The following is a 23,810-nucleotide window of genomic DNA, read 5'->3' as shown; positions in this document are numbered from 1 at the left end:
AAATTGGGCGAAAACGCTATTTTCGCAAGAGTGCGATGTGAAGGAAACCACCTAAGCCGGCGTCTTCGTCGTGAATGCGTTGCAGTTTGGTGACGGCGACGATGTCGCCGAGGCGGCGGTTGATGTCGGTGGCGACGACGCGCGCCAGCAGATTGCCGGCGCGGCGCCACAGCGGCGCCCGCTGGCGATCGGCCAGAAACTTGTCGAACACCGCCACCCGGCCGCCCGGTTTCAACACCCGCTCCACCTCGCGGATGCAGGCCAGCGGGTCCGGAATCACCGCCAGCGCCAGGTGCAGCACCACCGCATCGAAGCTCTCGTCCGGAAATTCCAGCTTCTGGCCATCCATCACCTCGGCCCGCACCGCCATGCCCAGCCGCTCCGCGCGCTCGCTCAGCTGCCGCAACATGGCCGGCGCGATGTCGATGGCGGAGACATGGCGGCAGCGCACCAGGAAATCCAGGTCCAGGCCGGTGCCGGCCGCGATCAGCAGCACCCGCTCATGAGGCTGCGGATTGAGCAGTCCCAGCGAGCGGCGGCGCTGCGCCGCGAAGCCCTGTGCCAGCTTGTCGTACAGCGGCGCGTACAGATCGTAGCGCCAGCGGTTGAAGCGGGAGGTCCATTCACGCCGCACAGGGAATATCCCGTTCGAAACGCGCCAGCCGCTCCCAATCGATGCCGCGCGCCGGCGCCGGCGCGGCGAAGTAGAAGCCCTGCAGCTTGCCGCAACCCATCTCCCGCAGCATGGCCAGCTGCGCGGCTGTCTCCACGCCCTCGGCCACCACGTCCAGGTCCAGCGCTTTGGCCAAAGCCAGTATGGCGCGGACGATGGCGACGGATTCTTCCTTGCGGTCCAGATCGAATACGAAGGACTGATCTATCTTCAGCACGTCGAAGCGGTAACGGTGCAGATAGGACAGCGCCGAATAGCCGGTGCCGAAGTCGTCCAGCGCCAGCTTGACGCCCAGCTCGTGCAAGGCCTGCATCACGGTGGCGGCGGTGTCCGGCTGGTCTATCAGCGCGCTTTCGGTGATTTCCAGGTGCAGCATGGACGGCGGCAGCTGGTAATGGGCGATGCGCTCGCCTATCCAGCCCACCAGATCCGGATCATGGAAATTGGCCGAGGACAAGTTGATGTGCAGCGCAATGTTTTCGCCGACGCGGCCCTCGGCGCGCCAGGCCTGCAGCTGGGCGCAAGCGGCGTTCAGCATGTAGCGGTCCAGCCGCGTGATCAAGCCGCTCTCCTCCGCCATGGGCAGGAACAGCGCCGGCGAAATCAAGCCGCGCTGCGGATGCTGCCAGCGCACCAGCGTCTCGAAGCCGGTAAGCCTGCCGGTGGCGGCTTCGATGAAGGGCTGATAGTAGGGCAGCAACTGGCTGTCCTCCTCCAGCGCGCGCCTGAGCTCGCTCTCCAGCGCCAACTGGTCCGCCTGGTCTATGCGCAGCTGGTGGCTGAACAGGGTGTAGCCCTGGCGGCCCTGCTGCTTGGTGCAGTACATGGCGTGGTCGGCGTCGCGCAGCAACTCGTCCGCCTTGTGGTAGTGGTCGCGGTCGGCCAGCACCACGCCGACGCTGGCGGTGGAAAACACCTCGCGCCCGGCCAGGATCACCGGCCGCTCGAACTCGCTGACAATCCGGCGGGCGATCAGCTCGCAGTCTTCCGTTCCATCCATGCCGAACATCAGCACCGCAAACTCGTCGCCGCCCAGCCGCGCCAGAAAATCGTAGTGGCGCAGGCAGGAGCGGATGCGGGCGCCGGCTTCGAACAGCAGATGGTCTCCGGCTAGGTGGCCCAGCGTGTCGTTGACCAGCTTGAAGCGGTCCAGGTCGATGAACAGCAGCGCGAAGCGGTCGCCGGAGCCGGCGAGGTAGCCGTCCCATGCCCGGCGCAGCGCCTTGGCGAAATAATTGCGATTGGGCAGCTTGGTCAGCGGATCGTGCAGGCTGTCGAACTCCAGTTGGGCGTTGACCGCGTCCAGCTCGCTGGTGCGCTCGCGCACGCGCTGTTCCAGCTCGGCATAGGCCTGCTGCAGGCTCTCCAGCGCGCGCACCCGCGCCAGCGCGGCGCCGATATTGTTGGCGACGAATTCCAGCACTTCCTGATCGCGGAAATTGTAGCTCGCCTCGCCGTCGTAACTCTGCACCGCCAGCACGCCCAGCAGCTCGTGGTCGCAGTACAGGGGCACGCCCAGCCAGCTTTGCGGCCTGACGCCGCCTTCCTCGTCCGGCGCGGCCAATTGACTGTACGGGTCCACCAGCAGCGGCCGCCCGCTGTGCAGCACCTGTTCGATATACCCCTTGCCCGGCTTGCGCGGATGCAGCGCTTCGACGTACTCGTCGGCGCAATACGGAAACGTGATGCGGTCATTGACCTTGTCGTACAAGGCCACCAGGCAGTTGCGCGCCGACACCATTTCCGACAGCAGCCGATGCAGGCCGCTGAGGAAGGCCTCCAGCGACAGGCTGGAATTGGACAGCTCCGCGATGCGGAACAAGGCGTTCTGGAATTTCTCGGTCCGCTTGCGGCTGGCCACTTCCGCGCGCAGCCTGGCGTTGGCGCCTTCCAGCTCGCTGGTGCGCAGCCAGACCTGGCGCTCCAGCCGGCCGCGGTACAGCACGCGGTCCAGCGCGAAGCCGACATGGCGCGCGGCGAACATGAACAACAACTGTTCGGACGAGGTCAGCGCCGGCTGATCCTCATAGGTATGCAACGTCACCGCGCCGATGAAGCCGCCGGCGGCGTTGGCCAGCGGCGCGCCCATCCAGAAGGCCGGCAGCGCAGCCGGTTGCGGCATACCCTCCTGTCGGCACAGCTCGACGATGCGCTCGCCGCTCAGCACCATGGGCTTGCCGCCGCGCAGCAGCCAGGCGGCCAGCGCGGCATGCCCGTCGTCCAGCGGCAGCATGGCTTGCGGCGAGGGCGGCGCCGGATCGCGTCTGTCGACATAGAACGGAAAATGCAGGGTCGCGCCATCATCGCCATAAAGAGCGATGGAGAAATTGCCGACATCCATCAGCCGCGACATCAGCCGGTGCAGCCTGGGCAGCAATCGCTCCAGGCTCGCGCCCTCCCCGGCCAGCAGGCTGATTTCCAGCATGGTCTCGTTGACCCGCCGCGCGGCGGAGTGTTCTTCGCGCAAGGCGGCGCAATGCAGATGGCCGGCCAGCAGGGCCGCGATGTCGGCCAACGACGCCGGCGCCCGGCCGCGCCACACCAGCCAGCCCAAGGCCTTGTCCGCCATGCGCAAAGCCAAGGCGCCGCCGTCCGGCCCCGGCAAACGGCCGCCGACCAGGAGTTCGGCCGATGGCAAGCCTTCGGCCGCGCCGAATCCGGCCAATTTCTGCCAGGTCGCGCCGGACGCGCCCCAGATAGCGGCGGCGGACAGGCCGCTCTCCCGCCGCAGCAGAGCCAGGGCCCGTTCGGCCGCCTGCGCCGGGTCTTCCAAATATTCTGCCGTGCTCATCATGTCATTATCGTAGTACGAGTTAGGCGGAAAATCCGCATGCCACGCGCAAACCGCTTCCCCACGGCGCGCGCCGCCCAAGCCTGGCCTAGCGGATACGCAAAGGCCCGAAGCCGAAGCTCCGGGCCTTTGACATGACTGCCGCGACCGGCGCGTCAGCCGCTCGCTTGCAGCATCAAATCCAGCAACGCGTCCAGTTGCGCCGGCTCGTGCGACGCCGACAGCGAAATCCGCAGCCGCGCGCCGTTCTCCGGCACCGTGGGCGGGCGGATGGCCGGCACCCAGTAGCCTTGCCGCCGCAAACTGTCGGCCAGCCTTATGGCATGAGCATCTTCGCCTATGATAAAGGGTTGGATCGGGGTGCGGGAAGCCCCGCCGGCAAAGCGGGTGCCATCCAGCCGTTCGCGGCAGCGCGCCGCCAGTTGCGCGAGCCGCGCGCGACGCTCGTCCCCCTCCTCGATCAACCGCAGGCTGGTCTCCACGGCCGCGGCCAGCGCCGGCGGCTGCGCGGTGCTGAAGATATAAGTGCGCGCGCGGTTGACCAGCCAGTCCGTCAACAAACCTTCGCCGGCGACAAAAGCCCCGGCCAGGCCTGCCGCCTTGCCCAAGGTGGCCATATAGATCAAGCGTTCGCTGGCCAGGCCGTGCTCCGCCGCCGCGCCGCGTCCGCCTCCCAACACGCCGAAGCCGTGCGCGTCGTCCACATAGAGCCAGGCATCGTAACGCTCGGCCAGCGCCAGCAGCGCCGGCAGCGGCGCTTCGTCGCCATCCATGCTGTACACCGCGTCCACCGCGATCAGCTTGGTACGGGCCGCGCTGGCGGCCAGCAGCTGCTCCAGATGCGCCATATCGTTGTGGCGGAAGCGTTGGAAATCGGCGCGCGACAGCAGACAGCCGTCATTCAGCGAGGCGTGGTTCAACTTGTCGGCGAATACCGCGTCGCCGCGACCGACCAGGCTGGTGATCACCGCCAGATTGGCCGCATAGCCGGAACCGAACAACAACGCGGCCTCGCGCCCGACGAAGCGCGCCAGCGCCTCCTCCGCGCGCTGGTGCGCCTCGCTATGCCCGGTCAGCAGGTGCGAAGCGCCGCTGCCGGCTCCCCAGCGCTCCACCCCCTGCTGCAAGGCCAGCGCCAGGGCCGGGTGATCGGCCAGGCCGAGATAGTCATTGCTGGCGAAGGACAGATAGGACTGGCCGTCGACGACGATGTCGACGCCCTGCGGCGACGCCAGGGTCGCGCGCCGGCGCAGGCGGTGATTCGATTCCAGGTCCGACAGCGCGGCGGACAAGTCTTGCAAACGCATGATGGGGCACTCTTAAAGCGTGGGTTGACCGCGCCGGAGAGGCGGTCCGGCGCGGCATACTATATATATGTTTCCGTTTAAGAAGACAGCCCTTATCCGCTAATGTTTCTTACAAGGGCTGCAAGTCCAGCTTGGCCATCAACGACTGGTCCGCCAACACGTCCGGATTGCCGGTAGTCAGCAGCTTGTCGCCATAGAAAATGGAGTTGGCGCCGGCCAGGAAACACAAGGCCTGGGTGGCTTCGTCCATTTCGCGCCGGCCGGCGGACAGGCGCACGTAGCTGCGCGGCATGGCGATGCGCGCCGCGGCGATGGTGCGGACGAACTCGGTCCAGTCCAGCTTTTCCGCCCCCTCCAGCGGCGTGCCCACCACCTTCACCAGATTGTTGACCGGCACCGACTCCGGCTGCGGATCCAGATTGGCCAGTTGAACGATCAGGCCGGCGCGGTCGCGCCGGGTCTCGTTCATGCCGACGATGCCGCCGCAGCACACCGACAAGCCCGCCTTGCGCACTTTGCCCAATGTGTCCAGGCGGTCCTCATATTCGCGGCTTTGAATGATATCAGCATACTTGTCCGGCGCGGTGTCCAGATTGTGGTTGTAGTAGTCCAAACCGGCATCCTTCAGCCTTTCGGCCTGGCCATCGCGCAGCAGGCCGAAGGTGGCGCAGGTTTCCAGCCCCAGCGCCTTCACTTCGCGCACCATGTCCAGCGTCTGTCCCAGATCGGCATCCTTGGGACCGCGCCAGGCCGCGCCCATGCAGAAACGGCCGGCGCCGTTGGCCTTGGCCTGCCGCGCCGCGGCCACCACCTCGGCCACTGTCATCATGGGCTGGTCCTCCACCGGCGTATCGTGATGCGCCGATTGCGGACAGTAGCCGCAATCTTCCGGGCAGCCGCCGGTCTTGATCGACACCAGGGTCGACAGCTGGATCTTGGTCGGGTCGAAGAATTGCCGATGGATTTCCGCCGCGCGGAACACCAGCTCCATCAGCGGCAGGCCCAGCAGGGCTTCCACCTCGTCCACGCTCCAGTTGGCCTGCTGCGGATGCGGCGCGGCCGGGCGTTTGAACTCCATCGGTACAGAATGCATCGTATGCTCCATTCATTTAAGGTTATTGCATGGCGGGCGCATTACCCATGCCCGCGATACGGGCGAACGACGGAATCTTGGAGGGGCGTCGCAATGCTGTCAAATTGGCTTACCCATCAGATTGACAACTGCCCAATAATTAAGCAGAAATGCTTACTCTGCGGACAAGCGGACAGCCATCGCGGACTATGTTCGCCCTGCCGGGACATGCTGCCCATGCTGCCGGCCGAACGCTGCCCGCGCTGCGCCGAACCCACCCCCGGCGGCTCGCTGTGCGGACCTTGCCAACGCCGCCCGCCGCACTTCGACGCGCTACACGTTCCTTACCTTTTTGGCTACCCCCTCAGCGGCCTGCTGCATGCCTTCAAGTACGGCAAACGCTTGCAATTGGCCGGAGTCCTTAGCGGTTTGCTCAGCGATTTCGCGGCGGGCCAAAGCAGGAAATACGACTTTGTCATTCCCGTTCCATTGGCAAATGAAAGACTTGCGCAAAGGGGATTCAACCAGAGCGGCGAGCTTGCCAAAGCATTCGCTGGTACAATGAACAGCCGTTTTTCGGATGATCTGTGTTGGCGAAAATACAACACACTGCCGCAGGCCTCGCTCGCCCGCGCCGAAAGACTGCGAAACGTGCGTCATGCATTCGGCGTAAAACGCCGCTGCGACGGGCTTTGCATCGCCATTGTCGATGACGTGGCGACCAGCGGCGCGACCCTCTCCTCCCTAGCCAGAGAGCTCAAAAAACAGGGGGCGAAACGGGTCGACGCATGGGTGCTCGCCCGGGCGTTTTCCCCAAAAACTTGACCAAGATTTTGATTCCTTGGAACAATCCACCCTGCCAACGATGTTCACTGTTGTTCTATTTCAGCCGGAAATCCCGCCCAACACGGGCAATGTGATTCGTTTATGCGCCAACACCGGCTGTGAACTGCATCTGGTCAAACCCTTGGGCTTTCCGCTCGAGGACGCGAAGTTGCGGCGCGCGGGGCTCGATTATCACGAGTATGCCCGCGTAGTCGTCCACGAGGATTGGTCCGCTTGCCTGCGGACGCTTCAGGGACGACGGATTTTCGCCGCGACGACGAAGGGCGCCACGCGCCATGACCGGATTTCCTACCAACCCGGGGACGTGTTTTTGTTCGGTCCCGAATCCCGCGGCTTGCCGCAAGATGTGCTGGCTGCCCTGCCGGCGCAGCAAAGGATTCGTTTGCCGATGCGTCCCGAGTCGAGAAGCCTCAATCTCTCCAATGCCGTCGCAGTGACGGTGTTCGAGGCTTGGCGTCAGCTCGATTTCGCAGGGGGGGCATAGCAGTTCGCAAGGTTGGCCCAACAGCATAGGGAGGTTTATGCAACCTGTACTCCGATGGCTGTGGCTTGTTTTTGTCAGTCTCGTGCTTGTGGCCTGTTCCACCGTGAAGACGGCCAGCGCCACAAACCAGTCGGCTACGCCGACAAACAAGAAGACCGTCGCCAAGAACGGAGCTTATTTCCAGAACGACGGTCCGGCCGATCATATCCCGGCCAACCTGAATCTGGTGCCTGACGCCGTGCCGCAGGAAGAGCCGCTGATCAAGTCGGCCAACCTGCCGTACTCCGCGCTGGGCATGAGCTTCCGCCCCGACGTGAGCGAAAAGCCTTACCACGCCACAGGCCGTGCCTCTTGGTACGGCAAGCAGTTCCATGGTCGCAAGACGACCTCCGGCGAACGCTACGATATGTTCGCCATGACCGCCGCCCACCCGACGCTGCCGATTCCGAGCTACGTCCGGGTGACCAACGTCAACAACGGCAAGTCCGTGGTGGTCCGCATCAATGATCGCGGCCCCTTCCACCGGAGCCGTCTGATGGACTTGTCCTACGCCGCGGCCTACAAGCTAGGCTTCGTCAAGCAGGGCAGCGCCAAGATCGCGGTGGACCGCGTCTGGCCGGCGCCTGACGACTCCTACCTCGCCACGGCTCAGCCCTCGCGCGAGCTGAAGGCGGGCGACAATCCGAAGTATCTGCAGCTGGGCTCATTCTCCAAGCTGGCTAGCGCGGAAGCGCTGCTGCAGAAGATGCTGGACCAACTGGACGACAAGTACGACTCCAAGCTCGGCATCGTCAACCAGGCAGGCGTTTACAAGGTGCGCCTGGGCCCGTTCCCGACGGACGAGGCCGTACGCACCGTGGCGGAGAATCTGCACGTGGAAACCGTGATCTCCAGCCTATAAGCGCGCCGGCTGTTGAATCGTATGGCACAGGGCGAAAGGCGAAGGATGCATCCTTCGCCTTTTTTCACGCCCGCTCGCCGGGAAAAGCCAAGAAAAAACCCCGGCCATGAAGACCGGGGCAATGCCTGGATAGCAACGATTCAGGCCCCGCTCAGGGAGCCAAGCGGGAGGTGAGAACACCTGCAGCTTAGGCGCCGCTCCCGCTTCAAAGTTCCGGCTCGGCGTCGCCCGCCGGCGGCAGCGCGTCGAACCAGCCCTTCACCACCTGCTCCACTTCGTCCACCCCGGCCTTTTTCAAGCTGGAGAACATCTGCACGCTGACTGATGGATAGTCGGCCAGCTCGCGCTTCACCAGCGCCAGCACCTTGTTCTGCTCCTGCCGCGACAATTTGTCCGCCTTGGACAGCAGGATATGCACCGGACGGCTGGTCTCGCGGAAAAATTCCAGCATTCTGCGATCCAGGTCCTTCAAGGGGTGGCGAGCGTCCATAATCAACAGAAGGCCGATCAGGCTCTGCCGCGTCCGCAGGTAGCGCCCCAGCAGCTCCACCCAGTGGGCGCGCACCGCTTCCGGCACTTCGGCGTAGCCGTAGCCGGGCAGGTCGACCAGGAAGCACTCCTCGCCCAGTTCGAAGAAGTTGATATGCTGGGTGCGGCCAGGCGTCTTCGACACGTAAGCCAGCCGCGTGCGGTTGGCCAGCGTGTTGATGGCGCTGGATTTGCCGGCATTGGAGCGTCCCACGAAGGCGACTTCGGCGCGCGTGGCCGGCAAGTCCTTCATATGGTTGACGGTGGTATAAAACTTGGCGTTTTGAAAAATCGACATGGTAGTAAGGTTAAATCAATTGGTATAGAATAACAGATTTGGAATTGCTACTTTTACAGATATTTTAGGGCTCACCCTAAAGGAGCGACCATGAAACGAACAATGCTGCTGGCGATGGCCACCTTCACTCTAGCCGGCTCGGCTCTGGCGGCGGGGCCGCAGGGCGATCCGTCAAAAGGCAAGCAGATCGTCGACACCGTCTGCGCAGCCTGTCATGGCGCGGACGGCAACAGCGTCGCGGCTGCCAATCCCTCGCTGGCCGGACAGAGCCCCCAATATCTGTATAACCAGTTAAAGGCGTTCAAGAGCGGCCAACGCAAAAATCCGACCATGCTGGGCATGGCCTCCACCCTGTCCGACGACGATATGCGCAACGTCGCCGCCTATTTCAGCGAGCAAAAGCCCAAAGAGCGCGAAGCCGCCGACAAGGCGCTGATGCCGCTGGGCGCCAAGCTCTACCGCGTCGGCAACGCCACCAGCCACGTGCCGGCCTGCATGGCCTGTCACGGCCCGGCCGGCAAGGGCCTGCCCGACGAATTCCCGCGCCTGGGCAGCCAGCACGCGGCGTATGTCGCCAAGCAACTGGCCGACTTCAAGGCCGGCGCCGACCGCAAAAACACTATCATGGCCGACATCGCCAGCCGCATGACCGACGAGGAAATGAAGGCCGTTTCCGCCTATATCTCCGGCCTGCGCTGAGCGCCATGCACGTCCCTTCGCGCGAACAGCTGGACGGGACGCAACTTTGCCGAGCCGGCGCGTTCAAAAGGGAAGCTCCCGGCGGGCTTCCCTTTTTATGTTCCCTATCATGAAAAAAAACAACCGTCGCCAACACACCGCACACGCCCTGCACGAGCTGTTCAGTTCGATGCGCTTCGCGATCGGCCTGTTGACCATCCTGGCCATCGCCTCGGTCATCGGCACCGTGCTGAAACAGAACGAACCCTATCCCAACTACGCCTTCGAGTTCGGACCATTCTGGTTCCGCGTCTTCGAGCGGCTAGGCTTGTATGATGTTTATCACTCGGCCTGGTTCCTGGTCATTCTGGGCTTCCTGGTGCTGTCCCTCACCTTGTGCGTGCTGCGCAACGGTCCAGGCTTCATCCGCCAGATGCGCTCCTTCCGCGAGAAGGCCAACGACGGCTCGCTGGCCGCCATGCCGCACAGCGCGGCCTTCGCCGCGGAGCGCTCGGAGGCCCAGCCGCTGTTCGCCTACCTGCAGGCCCAAGGCTTCCGCTGGCGCGAGAGCCCGCGCGGCGACGGCGGCCTGCTGATCGCTGCCAAACGCGGCGCGGCCGGCAAGCTCGGCTATTTCTTCGCCCACATCGCCTTGATCGTGATCTGCCTCGGCGGCCTGCTGGACGGCAATCTGCCGCTGAAGCTAGGCGAAGTGGTAGGCCGCATCGTACCGGAAACCCGCGACCTGCCGCAAAGCCAGATTCCCGCCGCCAGCCGGCTCGGCGCGTCCAATCTGTCCTTCCGCGGCAACGTCAACATCGCGGAAGGCAAGAGCGCCGACGTCACCTTCGTCAATTCCGGCAACGGCTATCTGGTGCAGGAGCTGCCCTTCATCGTCTCGCTGAAGAAATTCCATGTGGATTACTACAGCAACGGCATGCCCAAGCTGTTCGCCAGCGATATCGTGGTGACGGACAAGGCCAGCGGCAAGCATACCGAGGCGACGGTCAAGGTGAACCACCCCTTGATCGTGGACGGCGTCGCCATCTACCAGTCCAGCTTCGGCGACGGCGGCTCGCCGCTGCGCTTCTCCGCCTGGAACCTGGCCGCGCCGCAAGCGGCGCCTTCGCCGCTGCAGGGCGTGTCCATGAGCAGCCAGCCCTTGCGCGCCAACGGCAAGGACTATTCGCTGGAGTTCGGCGAGCTGCGGGTGTTCAACATCGAGAACGTCGGCAAACCGGCGGAGGCCGAAACCACCTTGCGCCAACGCATGCACGACGCGCGCGAAGTGCGCCAGGACAAGGCGCTGAAGAACTTCGGCCCGTCCATAGGCTTCAAGCTGCGCGACGCCCAGGGCCAGGCGGTGGAATACCTGAACTATATGGCGCCGATAGAGCAGGACGGCGCGCAGTATCTGATGGCAGGCATGCGCAAGACCCCGGCCGAGCCGTTCCAATACCTGCGGCTGCCGCTGGACGACGAGATGAAGATCGATCGTTTCATGCGCCTGTATTCCGCGCTGCGCAATCCCGCGCTGTACGACGAGATCGCCGCGCGGGCCACCGCCAAGGCGCGTCAGGGCGGCGTGATAGACGACAAGCTAGCGCGCCAGTTCGGAGACAGCGTCAAAGGCGTGCTGCAGCGTTTCGCCGACAGCGGCTTCGCCGGCCTGGAGAAATTCCTGGACGAACGCGTGCCGGCGGCCCAGCGCCAAGCGGTGGCGCAAACCTATATCAAGATCCTGCAAGGCGCGGTGATCGACGTGATGGCGGTGGCCGACGACAAAGCCCATGCGCCGCAACTGAAGGCCGATGCCGCCCACTACCGCTTCCTGCTGGACGGCCTGGTGGCCGCAGGCAGCCTGCGCGATTACGGCGCGCCGGTGTTCCTGCAGCTGGACGGCTTCGACCAGGTGCAGTCCTCCGGCCTGCAGCTGACCCGCTCCCCGGGCAAAACCCTGGTGTACTTGGGATCAGTGTTGCTGGTGCTGGGCATCGTGCTAATGTTCTATGTGCGGGAACTGCGGCTGTGGATACGCATAGACGGCCGCCGCTTGCGCGTGGCCATGACGTCCAATCGGCACAACCGCGATCTGGATCAAGACTTCCTGCGTCATCTCGACGCGATCAAACAGCTGACACGGGGACATGATGGAACTCGCTAACGCATCTTACGCCCGCGCGCCCTTGTGGCGGCGGACGAATCTGTGGGACTGGGCCTACGCGCTGCTGATCGTCGCGGCCGCGGCCTACACCTTCGGCTTGTACCACAACAGCATGGATGTCTACGAGCAAGGCATCCTGGCCGGCTCGACGCTGGGCCTGATCGCGCTGGGCTGGTTCTGGAAGTCCTGGCGCTGGTATTTCCCGCTGTCCGGCGCCGTGGCGCTGCTTGCCATTCCGCTGTACCAGCACGATCTGGCGCGCGGACAGCAAGCGTTCTGGCTCAAATACGCGCTGTCCAGCCAGTCCGCCATCATGTGGATGTGCACCTTGTTCTTCCTCGCCACCGGCGTGTACTGGGCCGCGCTGCTGCGCCGCTCGGAGCAGCTGGCGCGCATGGGCGGCGGCCTGACCTGGTCCGCCGCGGTGATGGGCCTGGCCGGCCTGTTCGTGCGCTGGTACGAGAGCTATTTGATCGCGCCGGACGTCGGCCACATTCCGGTGTCCAATCTGTACGAAGTCTTCGTGCTGTTCACGCTGATCACCGCGCTGATGTATCTGTACTACGAAGCCCGCTTCGCCGCCCGCCAGGCCGGCGCGCTGGTGCTGCTGGTGATCAGCGCCTCGGTCGCTTTCATCCTGTGGTACACCTTCGACCGCAAGGCGCACGAAATCCAGCCGCTGATTCCGGCGCTGCAATCGTGGTGGATGAAGATACACGTGCCGGCCAACTTCGTCGGCTACGGGGCCTTCTCGCTGGCCGCCATGCTGGGCGTGGGCGAGCTGCTGTCGCTGAAAGGCTGGCTGAAGGACAGGCTGCCCAGCGCCGAAGTGCTGGACGAGATGATGTACAAGGCCATTTCGGTCGGTTTCCTGTTCTTCACCATCGCCACCATACTCGGCGCGATGTGGGCGGCCGACGCCTGGGGCGGCTACTGGAGCTGGGACCCGAAGGAAACCTGGGCCCTGATCGTCTGGCTGAACTACGCCGCCTGGCTGCACATCCGGCTGGTCAAGGGCTGGCGCGGCGCGCCGCTGGCCTGGTGGGCGGTGATAGGCCTGCTGGTCACCAGCTTCGCCTTCCTCGGCGTCAATATGTTCCTGTCCGGCCTGCACTCCTACGGCGGCCTGTAAACCTGGCCGACAGGCCATGCCATGATGAAATACCCGGCGCTGGCGCCGGGTATTTCGCATTTTCCCGGCTCGGGACGATGGCATTTGGTATCCTTGTAGCGCTTTTTATCGTTTTTTTATCGCACAAGGAACGTTTTACATCATCATGGACCTTTCATGGCTGTCCGACCCCGCCGCCTGGCTTGGCCTCCTGACCCTGATCATCCTCGAGATCGTCCTGGGCATAGACAACCTGATTTTCGTGGCCATCCTGGCCGAAAAACTGCCGCCGGAGCAGCGCGACCGCGCCCGCGTCACCGGCCTGTCGCTGGCGCTGATCATGCGCCTGGGCCTCTTGGCCAGCATCTCCTGGCTGGTCACGCTGACCACGCCGCTGTTCTCGATCTGGGGCCAGGGCTTCGCCGGCCGCGATCTGATCATGCTCGGCGGCGGCGTCTTCCTGCTGTTCAAGGCCACCACCGAGCTGCATGAGCGGCTGGAGGGCGTGGAGCACGTCAAGGGCGCCACCCAGCGCGCCTACGCCGCCTTCGCCACCGTGGTGGCTCAGATCCTGGTGCTGGACGCCGTGTTCTCCATCGACTCCGTCATCACCGCCATCGGCATGTCCGAGCATCTGGCGGTGATGATGCTGGCCGTGGTCATCGCCATGATCCTGATGATCGCCGCCAGCAAGCCGCTGACCGCCTTCGTCAACGCCCACCCCACCGTGGTGATGCTGTGCCTGGGCTTCCTGCTGATGATTGGTTTCAGCCTGATCGCAGACGGCTTCGGCTTCCACATTCCCAAGGGCTATCTGTACGCAGCCATCGGCTTCTCGGTGCTGATCGAGGCTTTCAATCAGGTATCGCAGGCCAACCGCATCCGCTACTTGAACCGCACCCAGAGCTTCCGCGAGCGCACCGCCAACACCGTGCTGAGCCTGATGGGCAGCCGGCTGGCCGACAGCGCCGCGGCGGAGGCCAAGCCGGAAACCGGCCCGAAGCCGGTGGAAGACACCGCCTTCGGCCACAATGAGCGCGCCATGATACACAGCGTGCTGACGCTGGCCGAACGGCCGATCCGCGTGATCGCCACCCCGCGCGCCGACATCCACCGTCTGGACCTGAGCCAGCCGGATACGGCGCAGCGCCAGGCGCTGCGCGACAGTCCCTACTCGCGGCTAGTGGTGATACGCGACGGCAGCATAGACGAGCCGCTGGGCATCGTGGCGCGCAAGGACCTGCTGGCCCAGTTGCTGGACGGCCGCCCGCTGGACATAGACGCCGCGCTGCGCCAGCCGCTGGTGCTGCCGGAAACCGTCACCGTGCTGAAGGCGCTGGAGAGCTTCCGCCAGCATGCCGCCGACATGGCCTTCGTGGTCGACGAGTTCGGCAGCCTGGAAGGCATCGTCACCCAGAAGGACCTGATGGAGGCCATCGCCGGCGAGTTCCCGGAAGAGCACGAGCGCCACGAGCTGCCGGCCATCGCCGTTCAGCCGGACGGCGGCTACGACGTGGAGGGCAGCCTGGAACTCGTCACGCTGGAGCAGTACCTGACGCTGGGCGATTTCGAGGACGAGGACTTCCACACCGTGGCCGGCCTGCTAATGGACTGCCTGGAACGCATCCCGCGCGAGGGCGACGAGATCATCGTCGGCGACTGGAAGCTGCGCGTCACCGCGCAGAAGGGCAATCGCACCGAGCGCGTGCGCATCAGCCCGCTGGCCAGCCATGGCGGCGACGAGCTGTGAGCCTGACGGCCAGGGCCCGCCTCGGCCCTGGTTCCTCTACGTGCTGCGCTGCGAAAGCGGCGCGCTGTACACCGGCGTCAGCACCGACGTGAACCGCCGCTACGCGCAGCACCAGGCCGGCAAAGGGGCGCGTTACACCCGCCTCAACCGGCCTGTCGCCGTCGAACTGGTCATAGAATACCCCGACCGCTCCGCCGCGCTGCGGGCCGAGCACGCCTTCAAACAGCTTTCCGCCGCAAGCAAACGGGATTTTCTGGCCCGGCACGGCCATGCCGAATGAGCGCGCCGCGCGCCATTTGTGAACAGCCGTAAAGCCGGCCGCGTTTACAAATATGTACATATGGCGGGCAACACCTGCCCCGCCGGCTCCGGCCTATCCTGCAAACAGGCAGCAAACCTCTGCCCGATACAGGAGAACCAGACATGAACACGCTCGCTCACGCCACCCTCGCCACCACCCTGCTCGCCGCCTGCGGCCTCGCCTGCTCCGGCGCGGCTCTGGCCGATGAAACCCAGTGGCAGAAGAATCATCCGCGCCGCGCCGAGGTCAACCACCGCTTGGCCAATCAGAACCAGCGCATCCATCAGGAAGCGAAAAACGGCCAGATCAGCCGGGCCGAAGCGCGCAAACTGCACAAGGAAGACCACAATATCCGCCAGCAGGAACGCGAAATGGCCAAGCTGGACCACGGCCATCTCACCAAGCAGGATCAAAAAACGCTGAACCAGGAAGAGAACGGCGTCAGCCAGCAGATCAAGAACGGCAACTGATGCCCTGACAGCCTTGCGCCGCCGGCAAAACCATTTTGCCGGCGCGCGCCTATTCCGTAGCGCCCGAAGCGCTTGTTTTGTCCCCCGCGCACTCATCTAGGACGCATGGACGACATCGCTTCCAACAAGCCTGAGCTGCCGGCAGCCGAATTTGTGGATAAAAGTAGAAACAATGGCCGGCTGTGGATAAGCCGCATGCAGGCCGCAAGCTCAACGCCTTTCGAACAGCGCCTCCGCCTCGGCAAAGCCATAATGATGTGCCGACATGGCCGGCCACTCGCCCGCTCTCGCCTCCTCCGCTATGCGCCGCACCAAGCCCATCACCGCCAACATCGGGCCCGCGCCCAAGCTAACCCTGCTGACGCCGGCGTCGAACCATGGCTTAGCGCCATCTAGCCCAGGCAAGGCCATCAGGTTCAGCGGGCCGTTCAGGCCGGCGGCAAGACGCTTGGCCTCCGCCGGGTCTGCCAAGCCGGGCACGAACACCATGTCCGCTCCCGCCGCCAGGTAAGCGTTGCCGCGCGCCAGCGTTTCGGCGAAGCGCCGCTCGGCATTCCGTCCCAAGTCCAACAGATAGGCATCGATCCGGGCATTGATCCACAGCGGCGCGCCCATGGCGTCGGCGGCTTGCCTGGCGGCGGCCAAGCGCGCGCATTGCGCCTCGATGGCGAACAGGGGCTGCGGCAATGCGCCGTGGCCGTTGTCCTCCAGATTGACGCCTACAGCGCCGGCCTCGATGACGCCGCGCGCGGTCAGCGCGGCATCCTGCGGCGACAAGCCATAGCCCGCCTCGATGTCCGCGCTGACCGGCGCGTCCACGCTGCGGACGATGGCGGCGATCTCTCCCAACATGGCCTCGCGCGTCAGGCGCTGGGCATCGCCCAAACCTCGGGCGTAGGCGATGCCGCCGCTGGTGGTAGCGATGGCGGGATGGCCGGCGGCTTCGAACAGCCTGGCGCTGGCGGCGTCCCAGGCATTGGGCAGCAGCAGCCCTCCCTGTTGGTTGAGTTGGCGAAAACGGTGAAAAGCGGACAAGGGCGCGATCATGGCGATTCCTCTGTGGGTGATGGCCGCATCATCGCGCGCCGCGGCCCATCAGACTGGCGGAAATCGGCCTTGAACAATTGAGGAATTCCCGTCCGGAAAGCGCTGGCCTGGCATACGCTTTCACGCCATCATCATGCGATGGAACTCGACCCCGATTTTTGCCACCGCGCCTTGGCCAGCCGCGACGCCCGCTTCGACGGCCGCTTCTTCATCGGCGTGCGCAGCACCGGCATTTACTGCCGGCCCATCTGCCCGGCCCGCACCGCCAAGCGCGAAAACATCCTGGTCTACCCCACGGCGGCGGCCGCGCAAGAGGCTGGTTTTCGCCCTTGCCTGCGCTGCCGGCCGGAAGCCGCCCCGGACTCAGGCGCCTGGCGCGGCGTGCCCAATAGCGGCCACTCCCACACCGTGGCGCGCGCGCTGGCGCTGATCGAACAAGGCCTGCTGGATGAAGCCGGCCTGGCAAGCTTGACCGACAAGCTGGGCGTGGGCGAGCGCCAACTGAGGCGGCTGTTCGCCCAACACGTGGGCGCTTCGCCGCAGGCCGTGGCGCAGACGCGGCGAGTGCTGCTGGCCAAGCAGCTGATACACGAAACCCGGCTGCCGCTGACCGATATCGCCTTCGCCGCCGGCTTCGGCAGCGTGCGGCGCTTCAACGAGGTGTTCCAACAGCTTTACCAGCGGCCGCCCGGCGATTTGCGGCGCGATGCCGACGCGGCGCAAGCCGCGCCAGACCACATCAGCCTGCTGTTGCGCTACCGGCCGCCCTACCATTGGCCGGCCATGTTGGCGCATCTGCGGAGCCAGGCCGCGCCGGGCTTGGAAACCATCGTCGGTGAGCAGTACGTCCGGGCCATCGCCCTGGACGGCGAATGCGGCGTGCTGACGGTAAGCCACGAGCCGCGCCAGCGCGCCCTGCGCGTCGACCTACGCTTTCCCCGCCTGCGCGCCTTGCCGCGGCTGCTGGCGCGCGTCAAGGCCATGTTCGACCTCTCCGCGGACATGGAACCGATAGAACGTCAGCTGGCGCAAGACCCCTTGCTGGCGCGCCTGATCCCGCTGCAAACCGGCTTGCGCTTGCCCGGCGTTTGGGATGGCGGCGAAATCCTCTTCCGCAGGCTATCCATCCCGGACAGGCTGGCGTGGCTGGAAACGCGCGGCCTGCCGCTGTCCCACCCCGCCTTCCCAGCCTTGCGCTTCGCGCTGCCGGAATCGGCCGAATCGCTAACTGACGGGCCAGACCAGCTGCCCTCCGAGCCAGACTGGCAAGCCGTCTTGCTCGCGCGGGAAGGCGAAGCCGCGGACCTGTCGCCCTCCAGGATGGAAAGCTGGCGGCCGTGGCGCGCCTATGCCGCGCGCCACTTGCTCATGGCCACCGACCAGGAAACGCGCCTCGCTCACGCGCCGCCGGAATACGCCTTGCGCGCGGCCTCCTGACCCGAACGCAACACCAGCGCGGCGACGGCCAGCAAGGGCAGGCAAACCGCGTTGACCACTTGCCAGCCATAGAAGGCCATGAAGGCGCCGGCGCCGAACGAGGCCAGCACATTGGCGCTGTACACCACCAGCGAATTGATGCCCTGCGCCTTGACCCGCAGCGAGGCTGGGTAGGTGTTGGCCAACAGCAGGGTGCCGCCATTGAAGATGAAGTTCCAGCCTATGCCGGACAGCGCCAGCTCCGCCATATAGACGGCGTAGCTCTGCGCGGGCAGCAGCGTCATCAGGCAGCCGGCGGCGCTGATCGCGATGCCGGCCGCGACCAGCCCGCGCAATCCGAACCAGCGCACCAGTGTCGGATTGAACAGCGAGGGCAGATACATCAGCGCGAAGTGGACCTGCAGCACCTGGGCGGACATCTGCACGCCGAATCCGCACATCTGCAGCGAAATCGGCGTCGCGTTCATCACCAGCGTCATCACCGCGAAGCCTATCGCGCATAGCGCGCTGGCCTTGGCGAAATCGCTGCGCAGATCCAGCCTGGCGGGCGCGCCCGGCGCGTCCGCATGCTTGCCCAGCCCAGTCGACAGCCACATTTGCGACAGGGCCAGCAGCACGCACACCGCGGCCAGCGCGGCGAAGGCGCCGGCATAAGGCACGCCGGCCAGGGCGCCGGCGAAATGCCCGCCCAGGAAGGGCCCGGTCACCCCGCCAACCACGCCTGCGCCGGTGACGATGGATACCGCGGAGGTGCGCTCCGCCGGCGTGCGCGCCGCGTCTATGGCGGCAAAGCGGTAATACTGGCCAAAGGAGCTGAATATCCCCAGCAGGAAAGCGCCCAGGATCAGCGTGGCGAAACTCTGCGCCCACAGCCCCAGGCCGCAGACCAATCCGCCCAGCACCCCTATGCCGGCCTTGAACATGAAGCCGCTGCGGCGGCCCATGCGGCCCATCAGCATGGATGCCGGATAAATCATCAACAGCGCGCCCAGGACCGTCGCGGTGACCGGCAGGGTGCTCAGCGAGCGCTCCGGCGCCAGATAAGCGCCGGACAGGCTGGACACCGAAGTCAGCAGGGACACCACCGTGCTGGTCAAGGCCTGGCCCAAGGCCAGGACCAGGATGTCGCGGGAAGGCTTTTCCATGACAGACACCCTCTTCAAGCGATGGCGCGGCTACGCGCCGCGCCGGTGATGAAATCGGCCCATAGCGCCGGCAGCTCGCCCAGCGCCCCCACTGACCATGCCTCGCCGTCCAGCCCTTCGCCATAGCCATGGCGCGCGTGGATGAAGCGCATGCCGGCTGCCAGGGCGGCCTGGCGGTCTATCGCGGTGTCGCCCACCAGCGCGGCCGCGCCCGGTTCCCGCCCCACCAGTTGGGCCGCGTGCAGCAGCGGCCGCGGGTCCGGTTTCTTCCAGTCCAGGGTATCGCCGCACACGATGACGTCGAACCGGCCGGCCAGGCCCAGGCTGTCCAGCAAGGGCAGCGTGAAGCGGCTCAGCTTATTGGTGCACAGCCCCAGCGCCGCGCCCTGGCCGGCCAGCGCGTCCAGCGCGGCGGCGGCGCCCGGATACAAACGGGAATGCTCGACCAGGCCCTGCGCGTAATGCTCCAGATAAAGCGCGTTGAGTTCGGCGAGCAGCGCCTCGCCCTCGCGCCCCGCCCGCGCCAGCGCGGCCCGCGGGAACGCCAATCCGCCCAGCCCCAGGCACTCCCGCGCCAGCCCCGTTTCCGTCTCGGGCAGGCCCAGCTCCCGCAGCGCCCGGTTCATGGCCAGCGCCACATCGTCCAGCGTGTCCACCAGCGTGCCGTCCAGATCGAACAGGACCAGGCCGGCGTCCGCCGGCGTATTCATCATGCCATCGCTCATGCCCGCTCCCGCTCAAGCCGCGGCCGAGGCGCGACACAGCGCCTGCAGCAGCGCGTCGTCGTCCGCCGACGACAGGCACAGCGGTTGCCCCGACTCCGCCAGCCAGGCGAACGCCGGATAGTCGCCCTGCGGCTCCAGACGCACCGCCCGCGCCGCGCCGGCCCAGAATTCCGCGTACGCGCCGAAGACGGTCTCGCCGCGCTCTCCCACCATGGCCAGCACATGCTGGGACAGCTGATTGCCGCCGCGCGGCCCCAGCGTGAAGATGGCCGGCATATCGCGCTGCTTGTCCTTCTCATGCACCGTCAGCCGCAGCGCGTTGCGGCCGCCTGCCTCAGGCGCGCCCGCCGTCTCGTCGCCGCCATCCATCAGGTGCAGGGCGATGTATTTGCGGGTGGATTCCCACGCCACGCTCTGTATGAAGGAGATGGCGTCCTCCAGCACGGTTTCGCTGCCTATCATTTCCAGGCAGGCGGCCTGGTGGCGCGGCGAGATCAGGCTGGTGACGGCGGCCCGCACCAGGCGGTTGGCGTCGCCAGTCGCCAGCCAGTCCGCCACGCTGGCCGGCAGCGGCAGGCCGTGCGGAGCCGGGTGGCGCTGCGCCGGATCCGGCGCGAATACATGCTCCCAGTCGACATTCAGCAGCACGGTGCCGAACTTGGCGGCGGCCATTTCATCAGACACGCCGGCCAGCGTCTGTTTGAATTTGATGGCCCGCTCGCCGGAAATGGCGGTATGGCCGCCATCGCCCACCGCCTGCGAATACGCCTGGAACGCGATCACGCCGGGGCCGGCCAGCGCATCGGCGATGGCTTGGCGCTGCTGGTCGTAGCGCAGCGTCAGCGCCGGCCGGGTGAAAAACGCTTCGAAAAAGCGGCTGCCGCCGGTCAGCACCGCCAGCTTGATGGGCCGGCCCGCCACTTTCTCCAGCGCACGGACGATCACCAGCAAGCGGCCGATGGCGTACATTTCCGCCAGGTCGGCGTAGGGGCCGAAGGCCTTCAGGCCGCCGGCCGAGCGCTTGGGCTGGCCCCAGCCTATGAGCAGAGTCGGCGCGCCCTCCCGGCCCAGCCAGTCGCGGATATTGCGCTGCAGCGCCTTGACGTCCAGCCGGCCGGCGTTCTTGCTGACGATGGGATTGCGAAAAATCTCGCACGCCTGCGCCGCCAGCAGCCAGTCAGGCTGGTCCTGGTTCTCGTACAGGCAGCCAGGCGGCAGATCGGTCAGCGCGCTCGGCGCCAGCCGAGCCAGCGCGGCGGCCTCCCGCTCGATGGCGGCGCGCCAACTGCCCAGCATTTCCTTCACGCCATCGGCGGAAACGCTGGTCGATTCCGCGCGCGGCTCCAGGCTGAGGCTGCCGCCCAGCTCGCTGGAGAAAACCTTATGCAGATTGGACTCGCTCAACAGCTCCCGCCCGGCGAACAGATTGCTCGTCGTCATATCATCCCTTCCTCAGCAATAAGGTGTGCATCAGGCCGTTGCCGGCCAGTTCCGCCGCCGACGCGTAGCAGATAGGTTGGTCCAGCTTTTGCAGCGCGTGCAGCGCGCCGTATTTTTCCCGGTAGAAGGCCGTGTCCGGCAAGCGCTCGATCAGGACCGGCACCTCGCCCAGCGACTCCCGCTCCAGCCGGTAGCGGAAAGTCAGCTTGGCGCCCTCCGCCGACGCGGCCACGCCGCCGCAGCAATGCTGGGCCGTCATATTGACGTCCTGCTTGGTGGCGGACAGGAAGTGCACTTCGCCCTTCTTGCCGTGTATGGTCAGCTTGATGGCGTCGCCATCTATGCGCCGGACCACGTCCAGGTCGCGGTCGGTCAGCGAGATCGCGACATAGCGGATCGCCGCCTCCCAGGCCCGCCGGCGCAGCGCGCGGAACAGCTCGCGGGTTCGCTCCGGCGGGAAATAGCCCAGCATGGGCAGATGCAGGCCCTGGAAGCGGTATTCGGCCAGGTTGCGGTGCAGCGAGGACAGATAGGCGATATACAGCTGCTGGACCTCGTCGCCGTAATGGCGATCGGCGAACGAATCCGTCTCGGCCAGCGCGAACAGCTCCTCGTAATACACCGAGCCGACCACGGACCAAAAAGTGAAGCTCAGTTGGCCGCCGACATCGTCCAGCCGCTCGAGCGCCGCCATGCCCTCGTCCAGCTCGTCCGCGTCGAAATGCTCGCCATAACGTTCCTCCAGCGCGAGGCAATGCGTCTGGTAACGCCGCGTCCGCTCCTCGGCCAGGGCGGCCGGAATGCCGGCCGTCACCCATTGCTCGTAATTCTCCAGCTTGACGATGTCGCCTATCCCCAACTGTTCTATCCAGTAGCGCAAGCCGTCCTGGTAGGCGGCCACGAAGGCGTCTGGCGTCCTGCAGGCCCGGTTGTACTTGAAGCCGTCCGCCAGGATGACGAACTGGCAGCCGGTGGGGCTGAGCGCATGGATGACCTGGGCCGCCTCGGCGCAACGCGCCAGCGTATGCAGTTCGGCGAGGTCCGGCAGCGGCCCTCGGTTCTTGACCGGGCTGAACGGCTTGCGCGACAGGATGGGCAGGTGCAGGCGGATGGGCTTGCCCTGGGCGATCAGCTCGCGGACGCGGTCGCGCAGAGTCACGCGCGACATATTGTCCTCCTTGGCCTTGAACCACCAATTGTCGAAGAAAGCCTCGGCGATGAATTCGGCCACGTCGGGCTTGGCGACGCCATACAAACCGGCGTTCCTGCGCGCCCGGGCCACAGCCGCGCTGAGGCGTTGGGCCATGGTCTCGTTCATGCCGGCGCGCAAGGCCGGCACGAAATGGTGCAGCCAGTAGTCCGCTGGCAAACGCACGGCGCGGGTATGGAATTCGGCCTTCGAATACAAATGGAAACGCTTCTGGCGGACCAGACGTATCAAACGGTGGCCAGACGATATCTGGCTGCGCCTTTGCTCCTCGTTCAACTGGGGGGGCGCGTCCGTTTCTCCAGACGCGCGGCGCGGCGGTGGTGACAACGTGATCATTCAGTCCCTTTGCCCGGCGCGGAGCCGGTGGAAACGAAGTGGATGGTTGCCTGAGCGGAGCGTCCGGCCCGATCTGATGCCGGGCGCAGAATTATGGTTTAAGAATGATATTTACACTATATTAATGACAATAACATTTAAAGTCTCTATTCGTCCACTTGCCGACAGCGGTCCGTGGCAATGAGACAACAAATGTGACGCAGCATGGCGGGCTTGCTGGGAAAGGCAGGAGAAAACGAGGAGGGAGGAGAAGCGGCGCGCCCCCGCCAGGCGGCGGGAGCGCGCAAAGATATTACATTCTGGCCAGCGCTTGTTTGGCCTTCAGCGCGGCGTCGCTCTTGGGATACAGCTTGATCAGACGGCGGTAGGTGTTTTTGGCCTGGTCCACCTGCCCCAGCTCGCGCTGGCAGTTGCCGATATTGCGCAGAGCGTCCGGCGCGAAGTGGTTGTTCGGGTACTGCTCGACGAAGCGGCGATGGATCTCGATGGCGGCATCGTATTGGCGCAGCGCGGTATGGGCGACGCCCAGCCAGTAGCTGGCCTCGGCCGCCTGCGGCGCTTGCGGGTTCTGCTGGAGAAAGGCGCCCAGCGCATTGATCGAGTTGGGGAAGTCGCGCGCGCGCAATAGATTCAGCGCCTTGTCGTAGTCCGGCGCGCCCTGGCCGTCGCCGGCGGCGGCTTGCTGCTGGGCAGCGGCCGGCTGCGAAGCGTCCTGTTTGCTCGACGCCGCGCCCTCCAGCTTGCCCAGGCGGCCGTCCAGATCGTTGTACAGGTCGTTCTGACGCTTCTGCGTGGTTTGCAGATTGTAGTTCAGCACCTCGACGTCGCCGCGCAGTTTGGCGACTTCGGCCTTCAGGGTATCCACCTGGTTGACCATTTCCAGCAGCTTGTCATTGGACAGCTTGGTCTCCACCGCGGCGATGCGGGTCGTAGCCTGCTGGTTGACCAGATCCAGCTGGCGGCGGGTGGCTTCCAGGTCGCTGGTGCTGGCGCAGCCGGCCAGCGTCAACAGCAGGGCGCTACTGATGGCGATGCGGTTCATGGGCGTTCCGATGAATGAACAATGCCGGACATCATAGCGGCTGAGCGGCGGCTT

The 23,810-nt window shown here is 65.4% G+C and carries 21 protein-coding genes; 10 read left to right on the top strand and 11 right to left on the bottom strand.

The features are described 5' to 3' along the window. Positions 1–16: 16 nt before the first annotated feature. From C2I19_RS04810 to bioB, 4 genes are all read right to left on the bottom strand, one after another. Positions 17–634, bottom strand: coding sequence for a class I SAM-dependent methyltransferase (locus tag C2I19_RS04810; RefSeq protein WP_103901575.1), 618 nt, complete (start codon positions 632–634; stop codon positions 17–19). Next, complete coding sequence (locus C2I19_RS04805) at positions 624–3,467, bottom strand: putative bifunctional diguanylate cyclase/phosphodiesterase (RefSeq protein ID WP_103901574.1); 2,844 nt, start codon at positions 3,465–3,467, stop codon at positions 624–626. Before C2I19_RS04805 ends, C2I19_RS04810 begins: the two co-directional genes overlap by 11 nt. Positions 3,468–3,619: 152 nt before the next feature. Further along, a complete protein-coding gene (gene bioF / locus C2I19_RS04800; RefSeq protein ID WP_103901573.1) occupies positions 3,620–4,771 on the bottom strand; it encodes an 8-amino-7-oxononanoate synthase in 1,152 nt (383 codons plus the stop codon). Positions 4,772–4,880: 109 nt separating this feature from the next. Further along, on the bottom strand, positions 4,881–5,864 hold the full coding sequence (gene bioB / locus C2I19_RS04795; RefSeq protein ID WP_103901572.1) for a biotin synthase BioB: 984 nt from the start codon (positions 5,862–5,864) through the stop codon (positions 4,881–4,883). Between the two features lie 93 nt (positions 5,865–5,957). Here bioB and C2I19_RS04790 point away from each other — a divergent pair, with 93 nt between their 5' ends. The 3 genes from C2I19_RS04790 (at position 5,958) to C2I19_RS04780 (ending at position 8,074) form a co-directional block, all read left to right on the top strand. Continuing rightward, entirely contained in the window at positions 5,958–6,668 is a 711-nt protein-coding gene (locus C2I19_RS04790) for a ComFC family protein (protein WP_199181077.1), read from the top strand. Between the two features lie 40 nt (positions 6,669–6,708). Then, positions 6,709–7,173 (top strand): tRNA (uridine(34)/cytosine(34)/5-carboxymethylaminomethyluridine(34)-2'-O)-methyltransferase TrmL, encoded by a 465-nt coding sequence (gene trmL, locus C2I19_RS04785; protein WP_103901571.1) that lies wholly within the window; start codon positions 6,709–6,711, stop codon positions 7,171–7,173. A gap of 103 nt (positions 7,174–7,276) precedes the next feature. Continuing rightward, positions 7,277–8,074 carry a septal ring lytic transglycosylase RlpA family protein gene (locus C2I19_RS04780; RefSeq protein WP_233201106.1) on the top strand — a complete coding sequence of 266 codons (798 nt, stop codon included), beginning with the start codon at positions 7,277–7,279 and terminating at the stop codon, positions 8,072–8,074. Positions 8,075–8,279: 205 nt separating this feature from the next. On the opposite strand, the gene yihA is transcribed toward C2I19_RS04780, so the two are convergent. Further along, complete coding sequence (gene yihA / locus C2I19_RS04775) at positions 8,280–8,900, bottom strand: ribosome biogenesis GTP-binding protein YihA/YsxC (protein WP_103901569.1); 621 nt, start codon at positions 8,898–8,900, stop codon at positions 8,280–8,282. Positions 8,901–8,990: 90 nt separating this feature from the next. Between yihA and C2I19_RS04770 the strand changes: the two genes are divergently transcribed. From C2I19_RS04770 to C2I19_RS04745, 6 genes are all read left to right on the top strand, one after another. Further along, complete coding sequence (locus C2I19_RS04770) at positions 8,991–9,599, top strand: c-type cytochrome (protein ID WP_103901568.1); 609 nt, start codon at positions 8,991–8,993, stop codon at positions 9,597–9,599. A gap of 109 nt (positions 9,600–9,708) precedes the next feature. After that, positions 9,709–11,742, top strand: coding sequence for a cytochrome c biogenesis protein ResB (locus C2I19_RS04765; protein WP_103901760.1), 2,034 nt, complete (start codon positions 9,709–9,711; stop codon positions 11,740–11,742). Then, on the top strand, positions 11,729–12,874 hold the full coding sequence (ccsB, locus tag C2I19_RS04760) for a c-type cytochrome biogenesis protein CcsB (protein WP_103901759.1): 1,146 nt from the start codon (positions 11,729–11,731) through the stop codon (positions 12,872–12,874). The genes C2I19_RS04765 and ccsB overlap by 14 nt, the downstream gene beginning before the upstream one ends. A gap of 145 nt (positions 12,875–13,019) precedes the next feature. Next, complete coding sequence (locus C2I19_RS04755) at positions 13,020–14,603, top strand: TerC family protein (RefSeq protein ID WP_103901567.1); 1,584 nt, start codon at positions 13,020–13,022, stop codon at positions 14,601–14,603. 40 nt (positions 14,604–14,643) lie between these two features. Then, complete coding sequence (locus C2I19_RS04750) at positions 14,644–14,883, top strand: GIY-YIG nuclease family protein (protein WP_199181076.1); 240 nt, start codon at positions 14,644–14,646, stop codon at positions 14,881–14,883. 143 nt (positions 14,884–15,026) lie between these two features. After that, the gene (locus tag C2I19_RS04745) at positions 15,027–15,374 is read left to right on the top strand and encodes a hypothetical protein (RefSeq protein WP_103901565.1); all 348 of its coding nucleotides are present in this window, start codon (positions 15,027–15,029) and stop codon (positions 15,372–15,374) included. A 210-nt stretch (positions 15,375–15,584) separates the two neighbouring features. On the opposite strand, the gene C2I19_RS04740 is transcribed toward C2I19_RS04745, so the two are convergent. Then, the gene (locus C2I19_RS04740; protein WP_103901564.1) at positions 15,585–16,421 is read right to left on the bottom strand and encodes an isocitrate lyase/PEP mutase family protein; all 837 of its coding nucleotides are present in this window, start codon (positions 16,419–16,421) and stop codon (positions 15,585–15,587) included. A gap of 138 nt (positions 16,422–16,559) precedes the next feature. On the opposite strand from C2I19_RS04740, the gene C2I19_RS04735 reads away from it, so the two are divergent. Further along, positions 16,560–17,858 carry a bifunctional transcriptional activator/DNA repair enzyme AdaA gene (locus C2I19_RS04735; RefSeq protein WP_103901563.1) on the top strand — a complete coding sequence of 433 codons (1,299 nt, stop codon included), beginning with the start codon at positions 16,560–16,562 and terminating at the stop codon, positions 17,856–17,858. On the opposite strand, the gene C2I19_RS04730 is transcribed toward C2I19_RS04735, so the two are convergent. From C2I19_RS04730 to ybgF, 5 genes are all read right to left on the bottom strand, one after another. Next, entirely contained in the window at positions 17,819–19,003 is a 1,185-nt protein-coding gene (locus tag C2I19_RS04730; RefSeq protein ID WP_103901562.1) for an MFS transporter, read from the bottom strand. The genes C2I19_RS04735 and C2I19_RS04730 overlap by 40 nt on opposite strands. Positions 19,004–19,017: 14 nt before the next feature. Further along, positions 19,018–19,728 (bottom strand): HAD-IA family hydrolase, encoded by a 711-nt coding sequence (locus C2I19_RS04725; protein ID WP_103901561.1) that lies wholly within the window; start codon positions 19,726–19,728, stop codon positions 19,018–19,020. 12 nt (positions 19,729–19,740) lie between these two features. Beyond that, positions 19,741–21,168 carry a hypothetical protein gene (locus C2I19_RS04720; RefSeq protein ID WP_103901560.1) on the bottom strand — a complete coding sequence of 476 codons (1,428 nt, stop codon included), beginning with the start codon at positions 21,166–21,168 and terminating at the stop codon, positions 19,741–19,743. Position 21,169: 1 nt separating this feature from the next. Beyond that, positions 21,170–22,609, bottom strand: coding sequence for an L-tyrosine/L-tryptophan isonitrile synthase family protein (locus tag C2I19_RS04715; protein WP_158253639.1), 1,440 nt, complete (start codon positions 22,607–22,609; stop codon positions 21,170–21,172). Between the two features lie 397 nt (positions 22,610–23,006). Further along, positions 23,007–23,756: a tol-pal system protein YbgF gene (ybgF, locus tag C2I19_RS04710; protein WP_103901558.1), complete on the bottom strand. Its 750-nt coding sequence runs from the start codon at positions 23,754–23,756 to the stop codon at positions 23,007–23,009. Between the last annotated feature and the right edge of the window lie 54 nt (positions 23,757–23,810).

The sequence above is a fragment of the Chromobacterium alticapitis genome (assembly GCF_002924365.1).
Classification (GTDB): domain Bacteria; phylum Pseudomonadota; class Gammaproteobacteria; order Burkholderiales; family Chromobacteriaceae; genus Chromobacterium; species Chromobacterium alticapitis.
The sequence above is the reverse complement of the archived record's forward strand: the minus strand, read 5'-3'. Positions and strand labels throughout refer to the sequence as shown.